Genomic DNA, 17,758 nt, shown 5'->3' on the forward strand with positions numbered 1-17,758 from the left:
TTCCTCTTGTTCACAAATGCGTGTTCGTCCCTGGTCAGCCGGCGACTGTACCGGCCCGCAGGCTCTCCCCGAAGGTTTTCGCGATGGCGTCCTGCGCTTCGGGGACACGAGGAGCTCACTCCAGGGACTGGACTCCATACCGGCTAACTCGTTCGACGCGCCTGGTATCACTTCCCCTCGAGTTTACCGAGGCGTTCGGCGATACTGCTGCCGGCTCGGTAGGCCCCGGGGCAGCGCGCCAGCCACCGTTTGAGGACGGCAATCTCCTCGGCCCACTGGCCAAGCTTGCGGTGGGCGATGGCGGCCTGATCCGTGTACCACGGTGCTGGCATGACGCCCTTCGCATCCCTTTCGGCGGCCTCAATGGCCTTGTAGCAGAGGACCAGTGCTTCTTCGAGCCGGCCCTCACGCTTGATCTGCTTGATCGGTTCAACCAGCTCAAGGTAAGGGACCCCGTCGCCCATGTCGCGCTTGCATTGCTGCGCCCGTTCACCACCGCCCTGCAGGGCTTCCCTGACCATCGAGGACTTCTCCGCGTGGGACCCGTTAATCTGTTCCTTAGATTTAAGCGCTGGCGGGTTTTCCGCTGTGAACTTCCATTCCGGGAGTCCGTCACCCAGCCACGCGTAAGCCTTGGCCAGCAGTCTTTGATCCCGCACGACGTGCAGCTGGTAACGCACCGGCTCGCTGCCAACGGCGAGCAGCGGGAGACCTTTGGCGGCTTATGACGGGAGACAGCCGACCCGCTCACCGTCGATCAGCACGGCAGCGGCTTGCGGATCTACGGGGTTCTCCGGCTCACGCTGAAGCTGTGCCTGGCCCTTGTAGTGTCCCGCGCTCACCGAGGCCTTTGCCACAATTGGCCTCAGCTGATCGATTAGTGGATCCAATGGCCTGCACGGAGCTAGTGGGCGCCCCGTGCATCCTCGAACGAGCTGTCGGTCACGGACACATATCTTCCCTTGGGGACGGTGAGTCTTCGATAAGGGGGGGTGGCCGTATCGCGATGGATACGTTCAGTCGGTCGGGCAACGCCGTTTTGCAGGACTCCTGCAGCGGTCCAAGTTGGTCCAAGTCCGCTACGCATTACCCTAGGGAAACGATGAAACTCTCACATGTCATGCACCCTCCATGGAACGGAAAACCCCTAGATTCCGCGGACCGGTGAGACAGCGGAAGTCCTTGGAAGTCAACTAAATGTGCCGTCCCGAGAAAGAGGGTCACGGGAGTTCGAATCTCCTTAGCTCCACCGAAGGGACAGACGATGGGACGGTCCGTCTCCCTGAGGCTTGGGCCAACCCTTTAGACGTCGCCGCGAACGGTCGTTTGTTGTTCCGGCGTCCCCTCTCGTCGGCTTGCAGGCTGAATTCGAGTCACGGTGAGTCGTCGGACCAGCGGCCCGAACCTTCGCTCCACGTCTTCACGACCGCGTTGGCTCAGGACCACACGCCAGACTTCGGCGACGTAGCTATGGGCGGGGGGATCGTGGCTGAGTAGCCCTCGCACCGAGTAGTCCGTACGAGCCCGCCAGGTACCGTCAGAGCCTCGCCACGCGAATCGCTGCCGCTCGACTGGTTCCCAGCCAAGGGCCTCCGCTGCTCCCGGATGAAACGCGATCCACTCAAGAAACGGGGCATTATTATGCATCTCGAACCCCCGGACGATGAGCTCGCCGTGGCGCCATGTCGTTCCGGCACGGTTGGGATACAAGTAGGCGCTTCCGCCACCCTCTAGAGACGCCGCCCGGACTGGCAGCCCGAAGGCATTGGTTCCCCGCAGATGCAGGGGATACAGTCTCCGTTCCTCTCGCGGGAGCCCCCACTCAAGGCTGCCCCAGTCTGAGACTTCTCCGAGTACGAAGTCAGGCTCGGAGGTCAGACGGGTGCAGTAGTTCTCCAGGGCGTCCTGTGCTTCCTCACACCAGCCTCGCGTGTCGTACGACGAGACTGACGCGGGACGCCACGGTCGCGGAATCGAATCAGGTAGCGGGCCGGGTTCGGGCATCAGGAGGTCCGGAGCCAATAGGTCATACGCGAACGCCGGATAGGGGTCGCGCATCAGGTCCGCGTCCGTGAGCTCCGCCAGCACCCGACCGGCCGCGCGTCTGCCGACCAGATAGGCCCAAGGTCGGTAGGTGTGCCTCTGCCCTCGGCGCTTCAACCGATCGGCCATCACGCGGTGTCCGCCGCCGGTCCAGGGGTCTCCTCCCGTCCCTGTCAGCGCGAGCTGTGCGGCCCGGTACATGATCGCTGGCTCTGATAGTTCCGCTACGTCGGCGAGGACCTCCAAGAGACTATTGAAGGGCGCAACCACCTGTTGGGGATCGCTGAGGTCGATGAAGGGGATCCCCTCGGCGTCGATCTCCGGAGGGTGATGTACAGGCAGCGGAGGAAGCTCGATTCCATAAATGGGTGACAGACCACGCTTCGCTGGTCTGGCCGGTGTTCGTCCCCACTGAACGCACAACCGGCGGGCGAGATCCCGCAGTATCTGATCATCTCCGGCAGTTGTTCTCTCCACCGCTGTGATCAGCGTGGCCGGGGGGGTGTTCCGGTGCCGAAAGCAACAGCACTGACAAGGCGGACTCGGCCGACCAGCCCCCACGTTCTACGGCGTCCTCGAGTGCGGCGAGGACGGCTGTCCGGGACGAGACTTCGGGCGAGCTGCTCGTCAGGAGCCTTACGAGGGCCCGCCGTGCGCCTTCCTCGGGAGCCTTCGCGGGATGACCCAGATAGTCGCCGACCATCGCCGCGATTGCCGCAGCGCTGGTGTTGGCGACGGCGCCCATCCGGAGCCCGAGGCTCGCCGCCTGAAACGAGGGGTCGACGGGCGCGATGATCTCCAGGTAGGCGTCGGCATCGGGCAGTGCTGCAGCGACGGCCGCGGGGCCGACCACCAGTTCGAGGATCTGGCGGATCTCGTCAGCAAACCCCGTCCAGGCGAAGCTACCACCGGCGAAGGTATCAGCTAGGTCTGAAAGCGCCAGTCGGACGATGGCCGGCACACGCCCGCGCAGTGCGCCAGCGAACAGCTTCCGCCGAGTACCCCCATCGTAGTGACGGAACCATCCATTGCTTGGCAGCGTGCTCAACCGGATCTGAAGAGCTTGGCGGGCTGCTTCGGGGTCTCCGGCGGCCGCGAGGGCACCGCACACATGGCCTAATGCGTCCTCAGTTGGCTGTAGGCGGCCGAACTCTTGGACCAGCGCTCGTGCGACGTTGAACGGGATCGGGTCGCGGAAGGCAACGTTCGAGGCCGTGCTCCACCAGCTCTCAGACATCTTCGAGCCGTCGGGAAGTCTCCGCAGTAATGCGAGAAGGGCCGCGGCCGTGGTGGGCCTCTCAGCGTCCCCTGCTGGGCCGGCGGCCTGTGGGCTGGTCTGGTCCGCGAAGCCATCCGGCGGGGAGTGAGTCTGCTCCGACCCTGGTGTCGCAGTGGTTGGCTCGGCCTCGTCGACGAGCCCCCAGGTCTGCATCGCTAGGTCGATAGTGTCTCGGTCTGTACCCGCCGCAGCTGTTCGGATCCGTTCGATCACGCCGTCGCGATCGCTGCCGGTGACGGGCAGGAGCATCTCGGTGGCGACAAGCATAGAGAGCCAGGTGGCAGATCTGTCTTCAACATCGAGAGAAGCTAGAAGGGCGCTGGTGATGAGATCGATCTCTGGGAGCGCACCGACGTCGGACAGCGCGATGCCGACTCGATAAGCGTGCATAGGCGAGACTTGCCAGCATTCTCGGACGAGTCGCTCGGCGGCCCTTGCCGCTGCGTGCTCGTCGGTTCGCGAGGCCCCCGGTAGCCTTGCAGCGAAGCGGTCGATGGCGGCGAGATATTCGGGTTCCGAGATGGCGTTGCAGTTCCTTGCCGTCGTGAACCAGCCCATCCACTGGGCGAGCTGCTCGTTATCGTCGGTCATTCCGAGGCCCAACGACGCATCGACCGCGGCGGCGACTGCGTCGAGTGCTTGGGTGCGCTGGTCGAGCGACGATCGGATCTCGGCGTGCTTCAACCAAGCTTCGACGTGCGCGTGCGGGTCGTAGGACCGCTCGCTGATCAGCGGTCCGATGTCGTCAAGCTTCTGATGGATCCAGCTGTGCGAGGACCGGTCGAGGGCAGCGAACTGTTCAAGTGCGGCGTGTCGGTACTCGATGGACCAATAGGCCGCACGCTCTCCACTCCATGTCCGGTCAAGGATTCGGCTCAGGCTCGCAAGCTCAGCGGATCCGCCGACGCGGTGGGCGATGTGGATCAAGTGGGACATCAAGCTCGGGAAGGCTGCTCGGACGCCATACCACCCAGACCATTCGTTCGTTGTCTGCCGGGGTATCTCGATGACTTGAAGAATCTCAGCTGCCCGGCCAGCTACCACTGGCGGGTCAACCACGCCCTCTCGCGCCGCTATGGCCTCGGCACGGAAGCGAGCTAGGGCTAGCACCGCGCCCAGAAAGCGCTGGCGCGCAGCGTTGTGGGGGCGCCCGCCGGCCGCTCCCGTTGCCCCGGCCGTCTCCGACTCCTCAGAGTAGGCGGACTCGGCAAGCGAAAGTCGCATGCGCGCGCTTCCGGGGGTGGCAATGGCGAGGTAGTGACGGACTGTTTCAAGATCCAGAACTTGTCGGTACGACGATTCTGGTTCGTGGCCGGGATTGTCGTTGAGAGTCGGTCGTTCTTCGTCCCTGATCAGTGCTCGGAACACCTCACTGCCGCTAAGGCCTAGTGACAGCAGAGCAACTGCGGCCCGTAACCGGAATCCCAGAGGCACTCGTGTGTCATCGTCTTGGTCGTGGGACTGCGGTGATCGTTCAAGCTCGACCATCCGACCGATCTGCGCGACGGTTTCTTCGGCGTCTCCGTCCGCCATTGCAGCGAGGGCGCGCATGAGGCGACCCCGCGCCTGCCAGCTCAGGCTGCCTTCGGCATCAATCTTTTCGCCGATGCGATCGAGGTTGGCGAAGTCGCGGATCTCGAGGAGTTGATCGAAGCAGGCCGTTAGCACCTCGAGCCGTTGGTGGCGCCGGTCGTCCTGCTCTCGTTTGAAACGCCAGTGCTGCGCATTGTCCGGGCTTTCTTGGAACGTTGGTGGTTCCGGGTCCGGGAGGGGGAGATGGCGCTCCAGTTGCGCGAGAACGGCGTCTAAGCCGGAGACGTGGAATGTTGCGATGGCCCAGTCGGCCATCCCGTCAGCTTCGCCACTGCGATTGACGCGTGAATCGGCGAGGGCGGTGATGCTGCCCAAGGCGTTGAGGACCGCAGCTGCGGCCGCGCTGTGACCGTGTGCTGCCCAGTTGGCCGCGATTGCGGCCGCGGTGTTCGCCGCGATACGAACCTGTGAACCTCGGACGACATAGTCGATCGCGATTGTGGCTGGAATCAGGTTTGCAAGCGCCGTCGCTAGCTGCTCGGCGCCGAAAGCCTGCTCACGTTGGGCCAGCTCCGCAGCGAAGAGTGCGAGCCTCACGAAGGCGGTCTCGTCGCCACATCTCGAAGCGGACCTCAGACCGAGGTTGGTATGGTCCTGGATCACCGGTGTGGCTTGGAGCGCGCGGAGTTTGGCGCGCATGGCGGCGGGGGTGACCAACACGAGCACTCGATGGTCGTCTCCAGCCAGGTAGCGGTGCGCGATCTCCTCGTCGCGGTACGTGGGCCAGGCGTCGCCCGACTCGGCGCACCTATCCGCCAGCCCGAGGTGGAGGACTCTGTCCCGGCTCTCGCTGACGGCGCCGTCGATTCGGGCAGTCTCGTCGGCGAGGAAACGACGAAAGCTGTTGTGCACGAACTGCCACTCTTCGCCCTCGACACGGAAGAAGGTCTTCGCGCCTGCCACGAATCGGGTGACCACGTCGGCGGACGCCCAAGAGGACAGCCACCTCAAATTGAGCGAGGTGCGAAGGCGGGCGACACTGCCGAGGAGAACGAAGACGTCGTCGTCCGTTCGGACCGCCTGAAGGTATCCCCGGTAGCGCAGCTCGATGTCTCCGCCGTAGTTTGACGCGTCCGCCAAAATGCGATCCGCTTGGACGTGTCGCTGGTCCTCGTCATTAGTGGCTGCCGACAAGGCACTGAGCTCGCCAAGCAAGTAGGTCGCGGCAAGTGGATGTCCCTCGGTCACCTCGAGGAATGTGTCGACCTGGCCTGGCCGCAACCAGTCCCCAAGACCTGCCTGATCCGCGAGCTCTCGGAGCTCGTCGTTCGCCAGTGGCGGCAAAGTGATGGTGCGGCCCGGTCGGCTTAACGCGTCGCGAATATCAGCCGACACGACGGACGTCGTTTGAGAGCCAAGAACAATGAACACGCCGTCGCCGAGGCCCGCCGGCGCAGGAAGCTCCTCGAGCATGGACCGACTCGGGTTCTGCTCTCGGGGGATGTGGTCGAGGCCATCGATGATGATCACGCCTGACGGTCTGCACACGCCGCCGTATCACCGATGCTCCGAGGATTCACCTGTGGCTGGCGACGTGCGCAGACTCCCCGGCAGCAGGTCCTTGCGGATCGGGTGACGCTGCGGCTTCTCAGGGCAGACAATTGAGAGACTAATCCCAGTTAATTCCGCAGACCGGGCACTTTTTGAAACGCGATGGGTAGGCGCACTCGGTGCCGCAGCCGCGGCAGACATACATCGCCATTCGGCGGCGGATCTTCAAGAACTTGTGCATGGTTCACCTCCCTTCGCCATAGTCGTGCTTGTGTGACGCGGTTCTCCGGGTGCACGGGCTGGTTTCACCCGGCGATGAGACTTCCCATATCCGCAGTATGGTCCGTGGAGTGTCATAGTCGGTGCACCCCCAGCGGCTGTGCAGCCGTCGTGATGAATACAATCCGTCGACTCCGGGAAGTTCCGCGCGCCAATGCGTCGATGTCCTGCACTTCGCCATAAGCGATCTTCGTAGCGGCGGGGAGTTCAGCGGTTAGGACCTGCTCGGCTAACACCGAGACGGACCTGCTGGCGACCCCCCGGCGCGCGTCGAGACCCAGGACATCAATGCCGCTAGCCACGAGCAGGCTGTTGGCTAGCCGAAGGCGCTCCTGGATCATTGGTCCAGCGTCGTCCTCGTCGAGTGCGTCGAGGAGAAGCATGGCGGCTAACGGGTGAGGACGGATGGACATGCTCGTCAGTTCCGGGAATGCGATCCCACTGACCTTTTGACGAACCGGATGTGCGCTGAGCTGAAGCGCCCGCTTTCGCATTCCATCGTCACAAAGCACAAGCGCGCCAAGCTCTCCGACATCTATGCGCTTGCCCGGTCCAAATCCCATAATCGCAGCATCCCCAAAGACCCCGACCGGGCGGCCGTCCAGCGTCGAGCCAAATGCGGCCGCGCAGTCCTCGACGATCGGCACCCCGGGAAGGACACGCCGGAGTTCTGGCACGTCCGTGGGGATCCCAAAAAGGTGGGTGGCGATAATGGCACGAGTTCGGGCGGTGCGCCGAGCTGCTGCCAAGACAGGATCGATCGTGAGCGTGGCCGGGACCACGGGAACGGGGATCGGTGTGGCCCTTAGTTCGCGGACCACTGCTAGGCTCGAAACCCAGTCATACTTCGGAATGAGCACCTCATCACCTGGCCCGATCCCGAGCGTCCTAAGCGCGACCCACAGCGCGTAGGTCGCGCTTGGCATCAGCAGCGCTGGGCGGCCTTCGTGGAGTTCAGCGAGACGGGCCTCGCTGCGGGCGATAGCCCCGCCCCCGGTCAGTGGACTTGTCGCGGTTGAGGCTGGCTTCTCAAGCCAAGCTCTGATGGCGCGCTGGCTACGCTGAAGGAGCGCACCATCGGGATGCTGCTCACCGGACACGTTGGAACTCCAGTTCGTCGATGCGCTCGGTGATCCGGTCCCGATCGAGAGAACCGTCGGCATGCACGAAGTCCTGAAGGTACGTCGGCGGGTGGGTGGCGGCCTCCCCGAAATGGCGGGCCGCCATCCACGGGAGGTGGCTCGTGAACGTGCAAGCTTCGAGCGCTTCCAGAGTCTGACGCTCGACTGCGATGTCGACTCCCGGGTTGTAGTCGGTCAGCGACTCCACGACGTCGGATTCGGCGATGAGCTGGCGGTGGGCGCGAAATGCCCGGGTACGGGCTTCGGCGAGCACTGTGACTGCGTCCCGGCTTGTCAACCGCCGCGGGTGCTCCAGCAGCGCTCGTAGCGCGCTGCCGGGCTCAAGGTCCCAGGATCGAGAGCGTGCGGTGGCTTCCATCTGGGCGGCCAGATCATCGACGTCGGGAGGGAGGAACGCAACGCACTTGACTCGGCTCTTCATGGCTGGATCGAGACGCCGGGCGTAGTTTGACGCGATGACGAGGTGCACGCCGGCCATCCCCGTCGGGTCGCCGAAGCGGTCCAGGAAGAGTCCGGTGAGTGATCCCGAAATACCGTTCGTGTCGCCGTGCGATGAGCGTTCGCGGTCAGCCGAGAGGGATTCGTTCTGGTCGTCAATCAGCGTCACGGCCGGCTCCAGGGACTCGAGTGTGGCGAGGAATCGGGCGCCGTTCCGTTCGCTCGCGCCGACCCACTGTTCCTTGAGTGTCTCGGGCAGGATCAACGGCACCCCGAGATGCGTCGCGAGACCGCGCGCTGCGAACGACTTGCCGGTTCCAGGGGATCCTAGGAAAGCGACCCTGATGGGGATGGCCGGGTCGAGCGCGTGGTCTTCGAGGATCAGGCGTAGCTGGGCGAGGCCGACAAGGTCTCGTCCGATGACTACCTGAGTGGTGTCGACTCGGGCGATGCCCTGCAATGCCCGCTCGAATTCGACCTGCGCCCGCTCGCGAATTATCCCTAGGGTAAGCGGGGACTCCGGTGACGTGTGCTCGCGCATCACGCTGATGTCGTAGAGGCGCAGGGCTCCGGTCGCCCGGGCGGCGGCGTCGGCGTCGAAGTCCGGCGCTAGCACGAGCGGCCGGCGCTCACTTTGCTGCATCTGCTCAAGGGCAGCACGGCGCTCGGCCTGGCCCGGGAGACCGATGTTGTGCACGGCGAACCCAGGAAGCTGCGCGACCTGCTGCCCGAGCAGGCCGCCTCGGCTAAAGATGGCAACGACGTGGCCGCCCTTGCGGACCGCCGGGTTTGTCGCCAGATCTGCAAGCTGCTCGATGATCCGGGCGGTGTCCCCGTTTGCTGTGGAGAGCTGGTCTGCGGGGAGTTCGTGGTCGACCCAGTCGAGCTGGATGTGGTGCGGGGTTCCACTTCCGAGGCAGTGGTCACGGATGATATCGATAGCCACCGTCGGGGGGGTCCGGTCGCCGATGCCGCTGGGCAGGGATGCCTTCGGCCCTCCGGGTGCATTGAGTGCTTGGGCCCCGGTCGAGAGACAGTACGAGATCGTTGGCATTTTTTCTAACGCGGCGTGTGCAGCGAGCACGCGTCGAGCGTCGCGCAGGGCCCCGTTGTGGACGAGAACGTCGCCGGTCTGGTCGTTGACCGCGATGAGGGTGCCGTCCTTCGTCGACCGGTCGAAGGCTTCGATCAAGTCCGCTGCGCGCAAGTAGATTTTCGTCGTGGTTATCGCGCCCATCATCGACCGCCTTCCGCTGCTCGTTGGCGGGTCGTGGTGGCTGGTGCGAACAGCGCTGCCGTCAGCGCACTCGGTTTGGAGTCGCCGTCGACCACCAACGCAGCCGCTCGGGATCGACCGCCCACGCGGGCGGCGTCCTGTGCGAGCGTGCCGCCGCGCGGGTCATGGTGCTGCACATTTACTTGTTCGTCGAACAGGGCGCCTCGGTTCCGCATACGCTCGATGAACTCCTGCTGGATGTCATTGCAGGAACCGTCGGCGAGGCCGATGTACTCGGTCTCGAGGGCCCCTTGGTCACCAACGCGGATGAGGATGGTCGCGTGCCCGATGCCTGCCTCAATCGCGCTCGTACGGCTGCCGTCGACTCGTTCTGGGGAGGCGACGCCCATATCGGCAAGCACCGCCATCGACATGCCTGTCAGTGCTAGCCGCTCAAGTGAGCCGATTTCCTGGGCGACGGTGGCAAGTGCTGTCGGGAGTGGGATGTCGCCTGTACGGGCGGCGGCCATTGCGCCGAGCGATGTTTCCGGCAGGTGGGCCTGCCAGTTCGGCATCACAGCGTTCACGCGCGACCATTCCGAGGCATGGGGCATGCGGGGGAGCGGGGTGATTGAGACGTCGTGCGATAGCGCGGCGATGTTGGCCGAGCACATCCCGTGGCGCAGGGCGTCGTATTCGCCTACGGCGAGGTCGTAGGCGCCGGCGACGTTCACGTTGAATGCCGTTGCAGAGTAACGGTAGGTGGACATGGGGTGCCTTTCGTAATCGCTTTCAGGAGAGGTCGAAGGACTCGTCGGGCACGTCGAAGTCGCGCTCGGGCGTCGAAGCCGGTGGTGGTGTGGGTGTCGGCCTTGCGGCTGCGGCGGCTCTTTTGGGGTTAGCCTCGCTCTGAGCGGTCGTGGTGGCCGGTTCTGCTGTTGTCGGGGTGTTCGCGGTCGTGACCGTCTGGTCGGAGGACGTCGGCGTTTGCGCTTGGAGTTCGTCCGCGACCGCGACGCGGGCGCCTTCGGCGGTGCCCGCAGCTTCTTGCCCGGTCTGGTTCTCCGCTGCCACGGTCGCGAAGTGCTGCCGCAACGCAGCTTGAGTGAGGCCGACTCGCCGGAAGGTGCGGGACAGGCGTCGATACTGGCGCGCGTCGTGGTTGTTCACTCGGTTTTGGCTGGTATCGACTACTCGCTGAGCCTTGTGGCGGGACGCGCGGGACGCGCCAAGCATCAGGACCGGGACCGCGAGCGGCACGAAGAACCCGGTGGCGAACTCCCCGACGGATGCGGTCGGGACGAGCGCGGTGTTCCACTCGGCTGAGCGATGCTGCTGGGCCTGAAGCTCTGCGAGGTTCTGCTCGGCGAAGTGCATCGCGTTCTGGTCGCCGTCCTCCGTGTACATCGTTTTCTGCTGCTCAGCGGTACGGATCTTGTCGGCGTACTCCACCTCAGCGCGGATCGGTGCGAGGGTTGTGAGGAGAGCGACCACTACGACGACCGCCGCGAGGATGAGCGTGGCAACCAGGCTGAAGAGGATCTCGCTCAGCTCACCCCTGCGCCATTTCAGGAAAAAGTGGCCGAGCAGGACTGATCCGATGATCGGGACGCCCAGGATCAGAAGCGCGCCGAGGAAGGCGTAGAACACGTTGCCGCCGGACACCGAGTTGATAATCGGCAGATCGAAGATGAAGGCCGTCGTGACCATGACGAACCACAGCGTGAACATCGTGATCGCCGTGATCTTGAACGCCAACGTCGGTGCTTTGCCGTCCTTGAAGGCAGTCAGGATATGTGTCTCCCGCTCTTGCGTCCGCTCGATGTGACGCTCGGCCGCGGCGGCCTGCTGTGCGACTCGAAGGCGTGAGGGGTTGATGCGGGCCACCCAGGCCCGCACGTAGTCGCCGGGGTCTTGCGCGATGCGATCCCGCCTTGCCTGTCGGAGGGCAGACAAACTGGGGAAGCGTGGGAACAGGTACTTGGCCGCGACATAGGAAAGCCAAATTGTCGCGGCGGCGAGGCCGATCGTGGTCAGAATGGGGATGAGCATGTCAGTCACTTCCCGGTGATGAAGGTGGCAATGGCGGGCATGGCATTCTCGGGGCGGACGCGGGTGATCGTCCCCGACCCGCTTTTGGAAGCCCACGAGGAGAACTGGTTGAACAGCGAGTCCCAGCGACCAATGTCACCGACCGGATCCGGCTGGACGACGAGAATAGGGTGTCCGTTGAAGTTCGCTGGTTGTGGCGGACGATTCTCATCAAGGTCCGAGAGGACCGCGAACTGAACATCGCCTTGAGCGGGGGCAAGGAGCGTGAGTGCGGCGGCGCCAGCGGTGATCCCACTCCATTCGTCCACGTTGAGGTTGAGCGCCCCGAGGGTCTGGGTTGCGCTGGCAGCTGCAGCAGTCGCTGCGTCGTAAGCAGTGGACCATTCCGCGTTCGACTTCTTCCAGGTGTCATAGGGTCCGCCCGGATCGAGCGCGCCTGTCACGGTCATGTCTGGCCGTTCCGGGAGTCCGGGAACGCTCGGGATCGAGACTGCGACGCTCTGCTGTCCATAGGCGAGACTGTTCGTCGCTACGAGGCGCACCGTCAGTTGCAGACCGGTGACGGACGGCACGCCGACCTTCGGGTCGGGCGGCTTCGGCGGCACGTAGCTCCGGACGGCGGCGATGATGTCCGCCTTCATCGACTCGCGGAACGACTTATCAGTGGAGGTCGTCGGGTCGATCAGAGCGTAGCGGAAGTGCTGCTGCGGAGTTGGAACGACGATTGCTGTTGGAGCGGCGGTCGGTTGAACGCCGGATATCTGGCTGCCAACAGGCATCGGGCCGGTGCCCGCAGTTGGAGCGGCGGTCGACTGGAGGCCGAGGACCGGGCCGATGGCCGGCGCGAGCTTGTCCCAGTTCATCCCGGCCAGAACTCCGACGAGTACCGCGATCGCAGTGATGATGGCAAGTAACCTTCTCACGGTAGTGCTCCCTTCCTGCTCAGGCTGCCGCGGTCTCGATGTGATGGTGCACCCGACGGGCGACCTGGTGGATCTTGGCGAGGTTTCCCTGCTTCTGCTTCCGCGATTCAAGGTGGACGAAAGACCGGGTATTCGCGATGGCGGCGAGCTCTCGGGAGAGCATCGAGCCCTGCCTCGGGTCCTCGACTGTCACGACGTGAACGGTGAGCCCGAGTGCCCTTGCCCTACGCGCCACATCCACGAATGCGTGGTCGCCGGAGATGATTACCAGTTCGTCGAAGTCGCGAGCGACACGACGGACATCGATCGCGGCGAGGAGGGCGCGATCGGCACCGTCCGGAGCGTCGGCTCCCACGACCCAATTCACGTTGTCGCCGGTGATAGCGGCGCGGTATTTGCGAACAACGTAACGGGCCGCACCGACGACAACGTGGTCGTTCGGTGCGATACCCGGTGCCTCCTGCCTTATGACGTTCCACAAGGAGGCGACCTGCCTGCAAGTGGCCGCTGCGCCGCGCGTCGGGTTCTCGACGTCGAAGATGACGTAGCGGCTCTTGCGCGATGCGAGCGATGCGGTGAACACCTCGGTCGGCTCCGAAAGCGTACCCACCACGACCGGTTCGCAACGGAATATTTGCTCGAGGTGGAATCCGTGGCAGGCCGGGCACGCGAACGTGGCGACCTCGAAGTCGTGCCAGCCAGCGCACACCGCTTCGGCGCCCTGCCGGGCCTGATGACGGTCACGGTATCGGGCGAGTCCGGTTGCCTCGCAGATCGGGAGCTTGTGCTTGCGCACCTGTCCGCCCCCGCCGCGGGACCGGGGAGTGAGTTCCGAATCGATCCGGTTGGCGGTCTTTATGCGACCGCGCGAGCGGCGGGAGGGGTGGAAGGCGGTGGTGGGCTCCGTGTCGGGGAGGATCATGGGGGTCATTTGATCTCCTGTGCTTGGCTAGCGGACTGCTTATGACGTCTCCTTATCGTGCCGGGAAGGAGACGTAGTAAGTGGTCTGACTACGTCAGACCTGGCCCGCGAATAAATGTCACGAGTCATCCAGGAACTTGCAGGAGACCGCACTGAATCCTTTCGCGGCGCGATACGCGAATTTCAGGCAGCTCGAATGACCAGCAGCAAAACCGACTATTATCGGTCCATGGGTCCGATCGACATTTACAATCGAAGCCTTGACGCCGCGGTCAGAACTCTTCTGGCTAACCGGCAGACGGACGGCGGATGGGGTCTGACCTTGACTTCCGTCTCCAGCATCGTGAACACGGCGGAGGCCCTAACAGTGCTGAGGGCAGCGGGATTCGATGGAGACGAAGTTGCAGGAGCCGTCCAATATTTGGCATCCAGCATTTCGAAGCATTGCCAGCCTCCCACGGTATCTACTGACGGAGTCAAAGGCCGTGGGGAGCGGACCCGCTTCGTCTCCTTCGGGCTCGACGGCTTGTTACTCTTCCCCTCCCACTTGGATAAGGCCTCAGTCGCGACGATAAATTGGTGTCTGGACTGGTACGAGCGGAATCAAGTGGGATCCGGGTGGCCCGAGGAAAGGGGTGATGCTTCCCCGTCCATCCACCAGACAGCTCTCGCCGTAGCCTCGCTTTGCAAGTTAAGCCTGATTACACGTGCAGCCACGAACACGCCGGCGCTCCAAAGAGTCGCCCCGCGCGCAGCAAAAATGGCAGCTGACGGTATTGATATGCTTCTACGACATCGCCGAGGATCTGGAGTTTGGCCTGCTTCCCTTGACACAATGTCCGGTCCCAGTTTCAGCATCACCGCACTCGCCAACACGGCCCTCGGGTATTTTGCTCATTTGAATAATTTGTCAATCCAAAATAATCTCCGCGGAGAAACATCCAAGTGGCTCGTAGCAAATTATGGAACATGGAAAACCCTCGTGGAGCATGACCCGCAGGTGGGAGGGACGACATGGCTTCATCTCGCATACGCAGAATGTATCCGCGGCGTTCTCACAGGCAGTGACGGAAATGGTGCCGGCCTATCGGCGAGCTGGAGATTTTTGAATAAGGCTTGGTCAATCGATAAGGGGCTGTGGACGGAGGCCACTGGTCACGGTTCTCCTGCTACTATTCGAGCCGCATATCACACAGTTATGGCGTTCGAGTCGGCCAAACCAAGATCAAATCTGTTGCTGCCGCGAAACTTGTCATCGCCCGGACTTCCAGATTCACAGCCGGAACTTCGCCCCACGCCACCCGAGTTCAGACTTGTCAATGTAAACGGTGGATACACAGTTGCTGGCACACACGGAGAGCGGCTGCCTCGCGTAGTGATGCCTCCTGAAGCACAGAACATTCTGCGGATAATCGCTTCCGCCGGTCGACCAATGAGCGCGGCGGAATTGGCGCAGCTCACACGCAAAAAACCTAACTCCATCACAAAAAACATACTGGAAGTTAATAGTAGATTCCTGCAGATCACGAACGGCGCGGTAGAAAAGCTTATTCAAGCAACAAGAATTACCGACGGCGGAAGAACCTACTACGGTTATTGCTTATCCGTGTTATTCGATCCGGACAATGATGAATAGCTTTGCAAAGCGTACGCAGCAACGCGTCGCACCTGGTCAAACGTCTTTAGTTCTGCAAGATCCTTCAAAGTAAACCATGCAGCATCATAGACCTCATCCAGTTGCGGCCTAATCTCTTCCCGATCACCAGCAATGCGACGAACATAGAAAAATTGCACTATCGCGGGGAATTCGAATCCTTCGCGCTCGAGATCAACATAGAAGGGTCCGGGGAGGGGCGTGGCGTTTGAATCGGACAACAGTGACGGAGTCGCACTTACGACGTCAACGGTGAGTCCCGTTTCTTCCTTAAATTCCCTCCGCACCGTCATGTCAAAGGTTTCGCCTGGCTCCACATGGCCTCCGGGTGGAACCCATTTATCAAAACCGTTGTGATGCACGAGCAGGACGCGGTCATTTTCAATCAGATAACCAGAACAAATAAGGGAATATCCAAATCCGCGTGTCACGTTATCGCGCGTTATTTGAATTGGATCGATCATTTAGTTACCATGCCCTTCTAGTTGTTTAGCGACAGGATCGGGAAATCGACCATTACCCCCTGGAACACTTCCATTATTCGATCTCATAGGTCCTTGGAACGGCGCCAGCCGTCAATATAACTTGCCTAGCCAATGCGTGACCATGTTCAATCGATGTAGTAAGGTTTTCGCCCCGACAAAACTTGTATAAGAAGGCGGCGACAAACCCATCTCCCGCACCCGTGGTGTCAACAATGTTCTTCACCGGGGATACGGCGTGCTCAAGTAGAATCACACCGTCTCGATAGACCTGAGTTGGTCGTTCTCCCCTCGTGCAAACCACAATTGGGACCGGCAGACGTTCGCATGCTGAGTGAAGCTCATTCCATTCCTCTTGATTGAGAAATAATATGTCCGGCGATAAACGACCCAGCAGCTGAAGAAATGCTTCATTGCCATAAAGTCGTAAACGATCGAAGTTACCGGCGTCCACCGTAATAAGCACACCAGCATTTTTTGCAGCTTGTACTATGGTCTGTAAAGTTTCAGTCTCCGACTGCGAGCACAACCAGTAGCCGCTCAAATGCAGGACGTCGGTGTCGGCGACATGCTCAACGCGAAGTTCCTGCCCGCTGCCGGCGCCTGCTGCGGCGGCTGTATCCGCAATAAATGATCTCTGACCACTGTCGTCCACAACGCATACGACAGTGTTGGACTTTCCAGACCGTGTCACGCACACTTCCACGTCAGCCGAGTGGAGTGCTTGAATCAGCCAATCACCGGTGTCATCTGTCCCGACTCGGCCGACAAACCTAGCTGTAGCGTTAAGTTGGGCCAGATGATAGGCAATGTTCGCTGCACTGCCGCCTCGATGATGGGTAATGTCTGCCTCGGCTTGTCCGCCCAGATGGAGGGGCTGGGAGAGGACTGCGACTATATCCTGAACTAGGTCTCCCACCAGGGTGAACCTAAGCCGCCTGTTCGCCAGATCCCTGAGCATGGGCTTGGCTGGTTCAGTTCGCATGTTAGCTAAGCTACCAGCACCCGCAACCTCGATGACGATCTACCGTAAGGACCAAGGCTGATCATGACAGATAATCTTGCTTCCCTCGTCTTGGCTGCTGGGCTGGGAACCAGAATGCGTCCCTTGACGCTGGACCTGCCGAAGGCGCTTTTGCCGGTCAGCAACAAGCCTCTGCTTAACTGGGCCTTGGAGAGAACCCAGATGGAAGATCCCGATATCGCTGTTAATGTTCATCACCACAATGAGCAAATTCGCCGTCATTTATACTCTAGGGATATACACATATCCGACGAATCATCAGAACTTTTGGGAACTGCGGGCGCGGTCGCCAAAATATATCCTTGGCTAGACGGCCGAAACGTACTTGTCGTCAACTCTGACATGTGGTTGAGCACCAACATTTCTGCTTTCCTGGAGGGTTGGGATGGCCTTCGCACGCGTCTTCTCGTTGTAGCGACGCAGTCCGAATCAGACTTTGGCAAAAACCGCTATATAGGTGCCGCTTTGATGCCAAACCGTTCGGTTAGACAGATTCCGTTTTCAGTGAATGGATTATATGAAGCTGTTTGGCAAAAGGAATGGTCAAATGATTCGATTGAAATTTTTCCGTTTGAGGGCGTTGCGCTCGATTGCGGGACACCGGTGGACTACGTGGTTGCCAACCTCCTGGCCCGCCGCAGCCAGAGCTTAATTAATGCCGACGGGTCCCAAGAGGACAGGGCGGCTGAATGCGTTGTTTTGCCACCTGAACCGGGGAAACAAGGAGGGCGTTTGAGCTTCACTGTAAGGACGAAAAATTCCAATGAAGTGCATGTTGATTCTAGCGATGTAGAGCGTAAGTTCACGCTTTTGGCAAATAGGTTAGCAGAATGAACGCTTCACCCAATGCAGCAGGCCGGGGCTTCGCTGAGTTGTCGGTTTTTGAACGAGGACAAATCTGCCCTTCGCAGATGAGCATGGTTACGGCTTTGACGCGGTGCATGAGCTTGGCCTGATGACGCTTCGGTGTGGCGCCGGAGAGAGGTCAAGGCCTCTTTGAATTGGTAGCAACCAAGCTTCCAAGTTCAAAAGAGACCCTCACATACCCAAGTGTTGCCTTGGCCGCGGATGCACGCGCGCGGACGCGCTGCTCGGTGTGGAAGGGCACCGACGTCAACACTGTCGCGGCTTCCGGAACGTGCCTGGTTCTGGGCTTTGAGACCGGTGAAGACGACACTGCCCAGCAGCGTTACCGTCCGCTCGGAGAAACTCATCGACAT

Annotated in this window: 13 protein-coding genes; 2 read left to right on the forward strand and 11 right to left on the reverse strand. The window is 61.7% G+C overall.

What is annotated here, in order from left to right; genetic code table 11:
* Positions 1-167: 167 nt before the first annotated feature.
* The 9 genes from ACFVTG_RS19155 to ACFVTG_RS19195 form a co-directional block, all read right to left on the reverse strand.
* Complete coding sequence (locus ACFVTG_RS19155; protein ID WP_390282446.1) at positions 168-659, reverse strand: hypothetical protein; 492 nt, start codon at positions 657-659, stop codon at positions 168-170.
* 643 nt (positions 660-1,302) lie between these two features.
* A complete protein-coding gene (locus ACFVTG_RS19160) occupies positions 1,303-2,520 on the reverse strand; it encodes a hypothetical protein (protein ID WP_390282447.1) in 1,218 nt (405 codons plus the stop codon).
* Positions 2,495-6,385 carry a hypothetical protein gene (locus ACFVTG_RS19165; RefSeq protein ID WP_390282448.1) on the reverse strand — a complete coding sequence of 1,297 codons (3,891 nt, stop codon included), beginning with the start codon at positions 6,383-6,385 and terminating at the stop codon, positions 2,495-2,497. The genes ACFVTG_RS19160 and ACFVTG_RS19165 overlap by 26 nt, the downstream gene beginning before the upstream one ends.
* A gap of 374 nt (positions 6,386-6,759) precedes the next feature.
* Positions 6,760-7,785 carry a DegT/DnrJ/EryC1/StrS family aminotransferase gene (locus ACFVTG_RS19170; protein WP_390282449.1) on the reverse strand — a complete coding sequence of 342 codons (1,026 nt, stop codon included), beginning with the start codon at positions 7,783-7,785 and terminating at the stop codon, positions 6,760-6,762.
* Positions 7,775-9,505 (reverse strand): AAA family ATPase, encoded by a 1,731-nt coding sequence (locus ACFVTG_RS19175; protein ID WP_390282451.1) that lies wholly within the window; start codon positions 9,503-9,505, stop codon positions 7,775-7,777. Before ACFVTG_RS19175 ends, ACFVTG_RS19170 begins: the two co-directional genes overlap by 11 nt.
* Entirely contained in the window at positions 9,502-10,251 is a 750-nt protein-coding gene (locus ACFVTG_RS19180; protein WP_390282452.1) for a hypothetical protein, read from the reverse strand. The genes ACFVTG_RS19175 and ACFVTG_RS19180 overlap by 4 nt, the downstream gene beginning before the upstream one ends.
* 22 nt (positions 10,252-10,273) lie before the next feature.
* A complete protein-coding gene (locus tag ACFVTG_RS19185) occupies positions 10,274-11,533 on the reverse strand; it encodes a hypothetical protein (RefSeq protein WP_390282453.1) in 1,260 nt (419 codons plus the stop codon).
* 5 nt (positions 11,534-11,538) lie between these two features.
* Positions 11,539-12,456, reverse strand: coding sequence for a hypothetical protein (locus ACFVTG_RS19190; protein ID WP_390282454.1), 918 nt, complete (start codon positions 12,454-12,456; stop codon positions 11,539-11,541).
* Positions 12,457-12,475: 19 nt separating this feature from the next.
* Entirely contained in the window at positions 12,476-13,387 is a 912-nt protein-coding gene (locus ACFVTG_RS19195; RefSeq protein WP_390282455.1) for an NYN domain-containing protein, read from the reverse strand.
* A gap of 826 nt (positions 13,388-14,213) precedes the next feature.
* On the opposite strand from ACFVTG_RS19195, the gene ACFVTG_RS19200 reads away from it, so the two are divergent.
* Positions 14,214-15,014 carry a hypothetical protein gene (locus ACFVTG_RS19200; RefSeq protein WP_390282456.1) on the forward strand — a complete coding sequence of 267 codons (801 nt, stop codon included), beginning with the start codon at positions 14,214-14,216 and terminating at the stop codon, positions 15,012-15,014.
* On the opposite strand, the gene ACFVTG_RS19205 is transcribed toward ACFVTG_RS19200, so the two are convergent.
* Positions 14,972-15,496, reverse strand: a complete 525-nt coding sequence (locus ACFVTG_RS19205; RefSeq protein ID WP_390282457.1) for an NUDIX hydrolase — start codon at positions 15,494-15,496, stop codon at positions 14,972-14,974. The genes ACFVTG_RS19200 and ACFVTG_RS19205 overlap by 43 nt on opposite strands.
* Before the next feature lie 73 nt (positions 15,497-15,569).
* Positions 15,570-16,499: a carbohydrate kinase family protein gene (locus ACFVTG_RS19210; RefSeq protein ID WP_390282458.1), complete on the reverse strand. Its 930-nt coding sequence runs from the start codon at positions 16,497-16,499 to the stop codon at positions 15,570-15,572.
* A gap of 63 nt (positions 16,500-16,562) precedes the next feature.
* Here ACFVTG_RS19210 and ACFVTG_RS19215 point away from each other — a divergent pair, with 63 nt between their 5' ends.
* Entirely contained in the window at positions 16,563-17,372 is an 810-nt protein-coding gene (locus ACFVTG_RS19215) for a sugar phosphate nucleotidyltransferase (RefSeq protein ID WP_390282459.1), read from the forward strand.
* Positions 17,373-17,758 lie beyond the last annotated feature (386 nt).

The sequence above is a fragment of the Arthrobacter sp. NPDC058127 genome, from assembly GCF_042884555.1.
Taxonomy (GTDB): domain Bacteria; phylum Actinomycetota; class Actinomycetes; order Actinomycetales; family Micrococcaceae; genus Arthrobacter.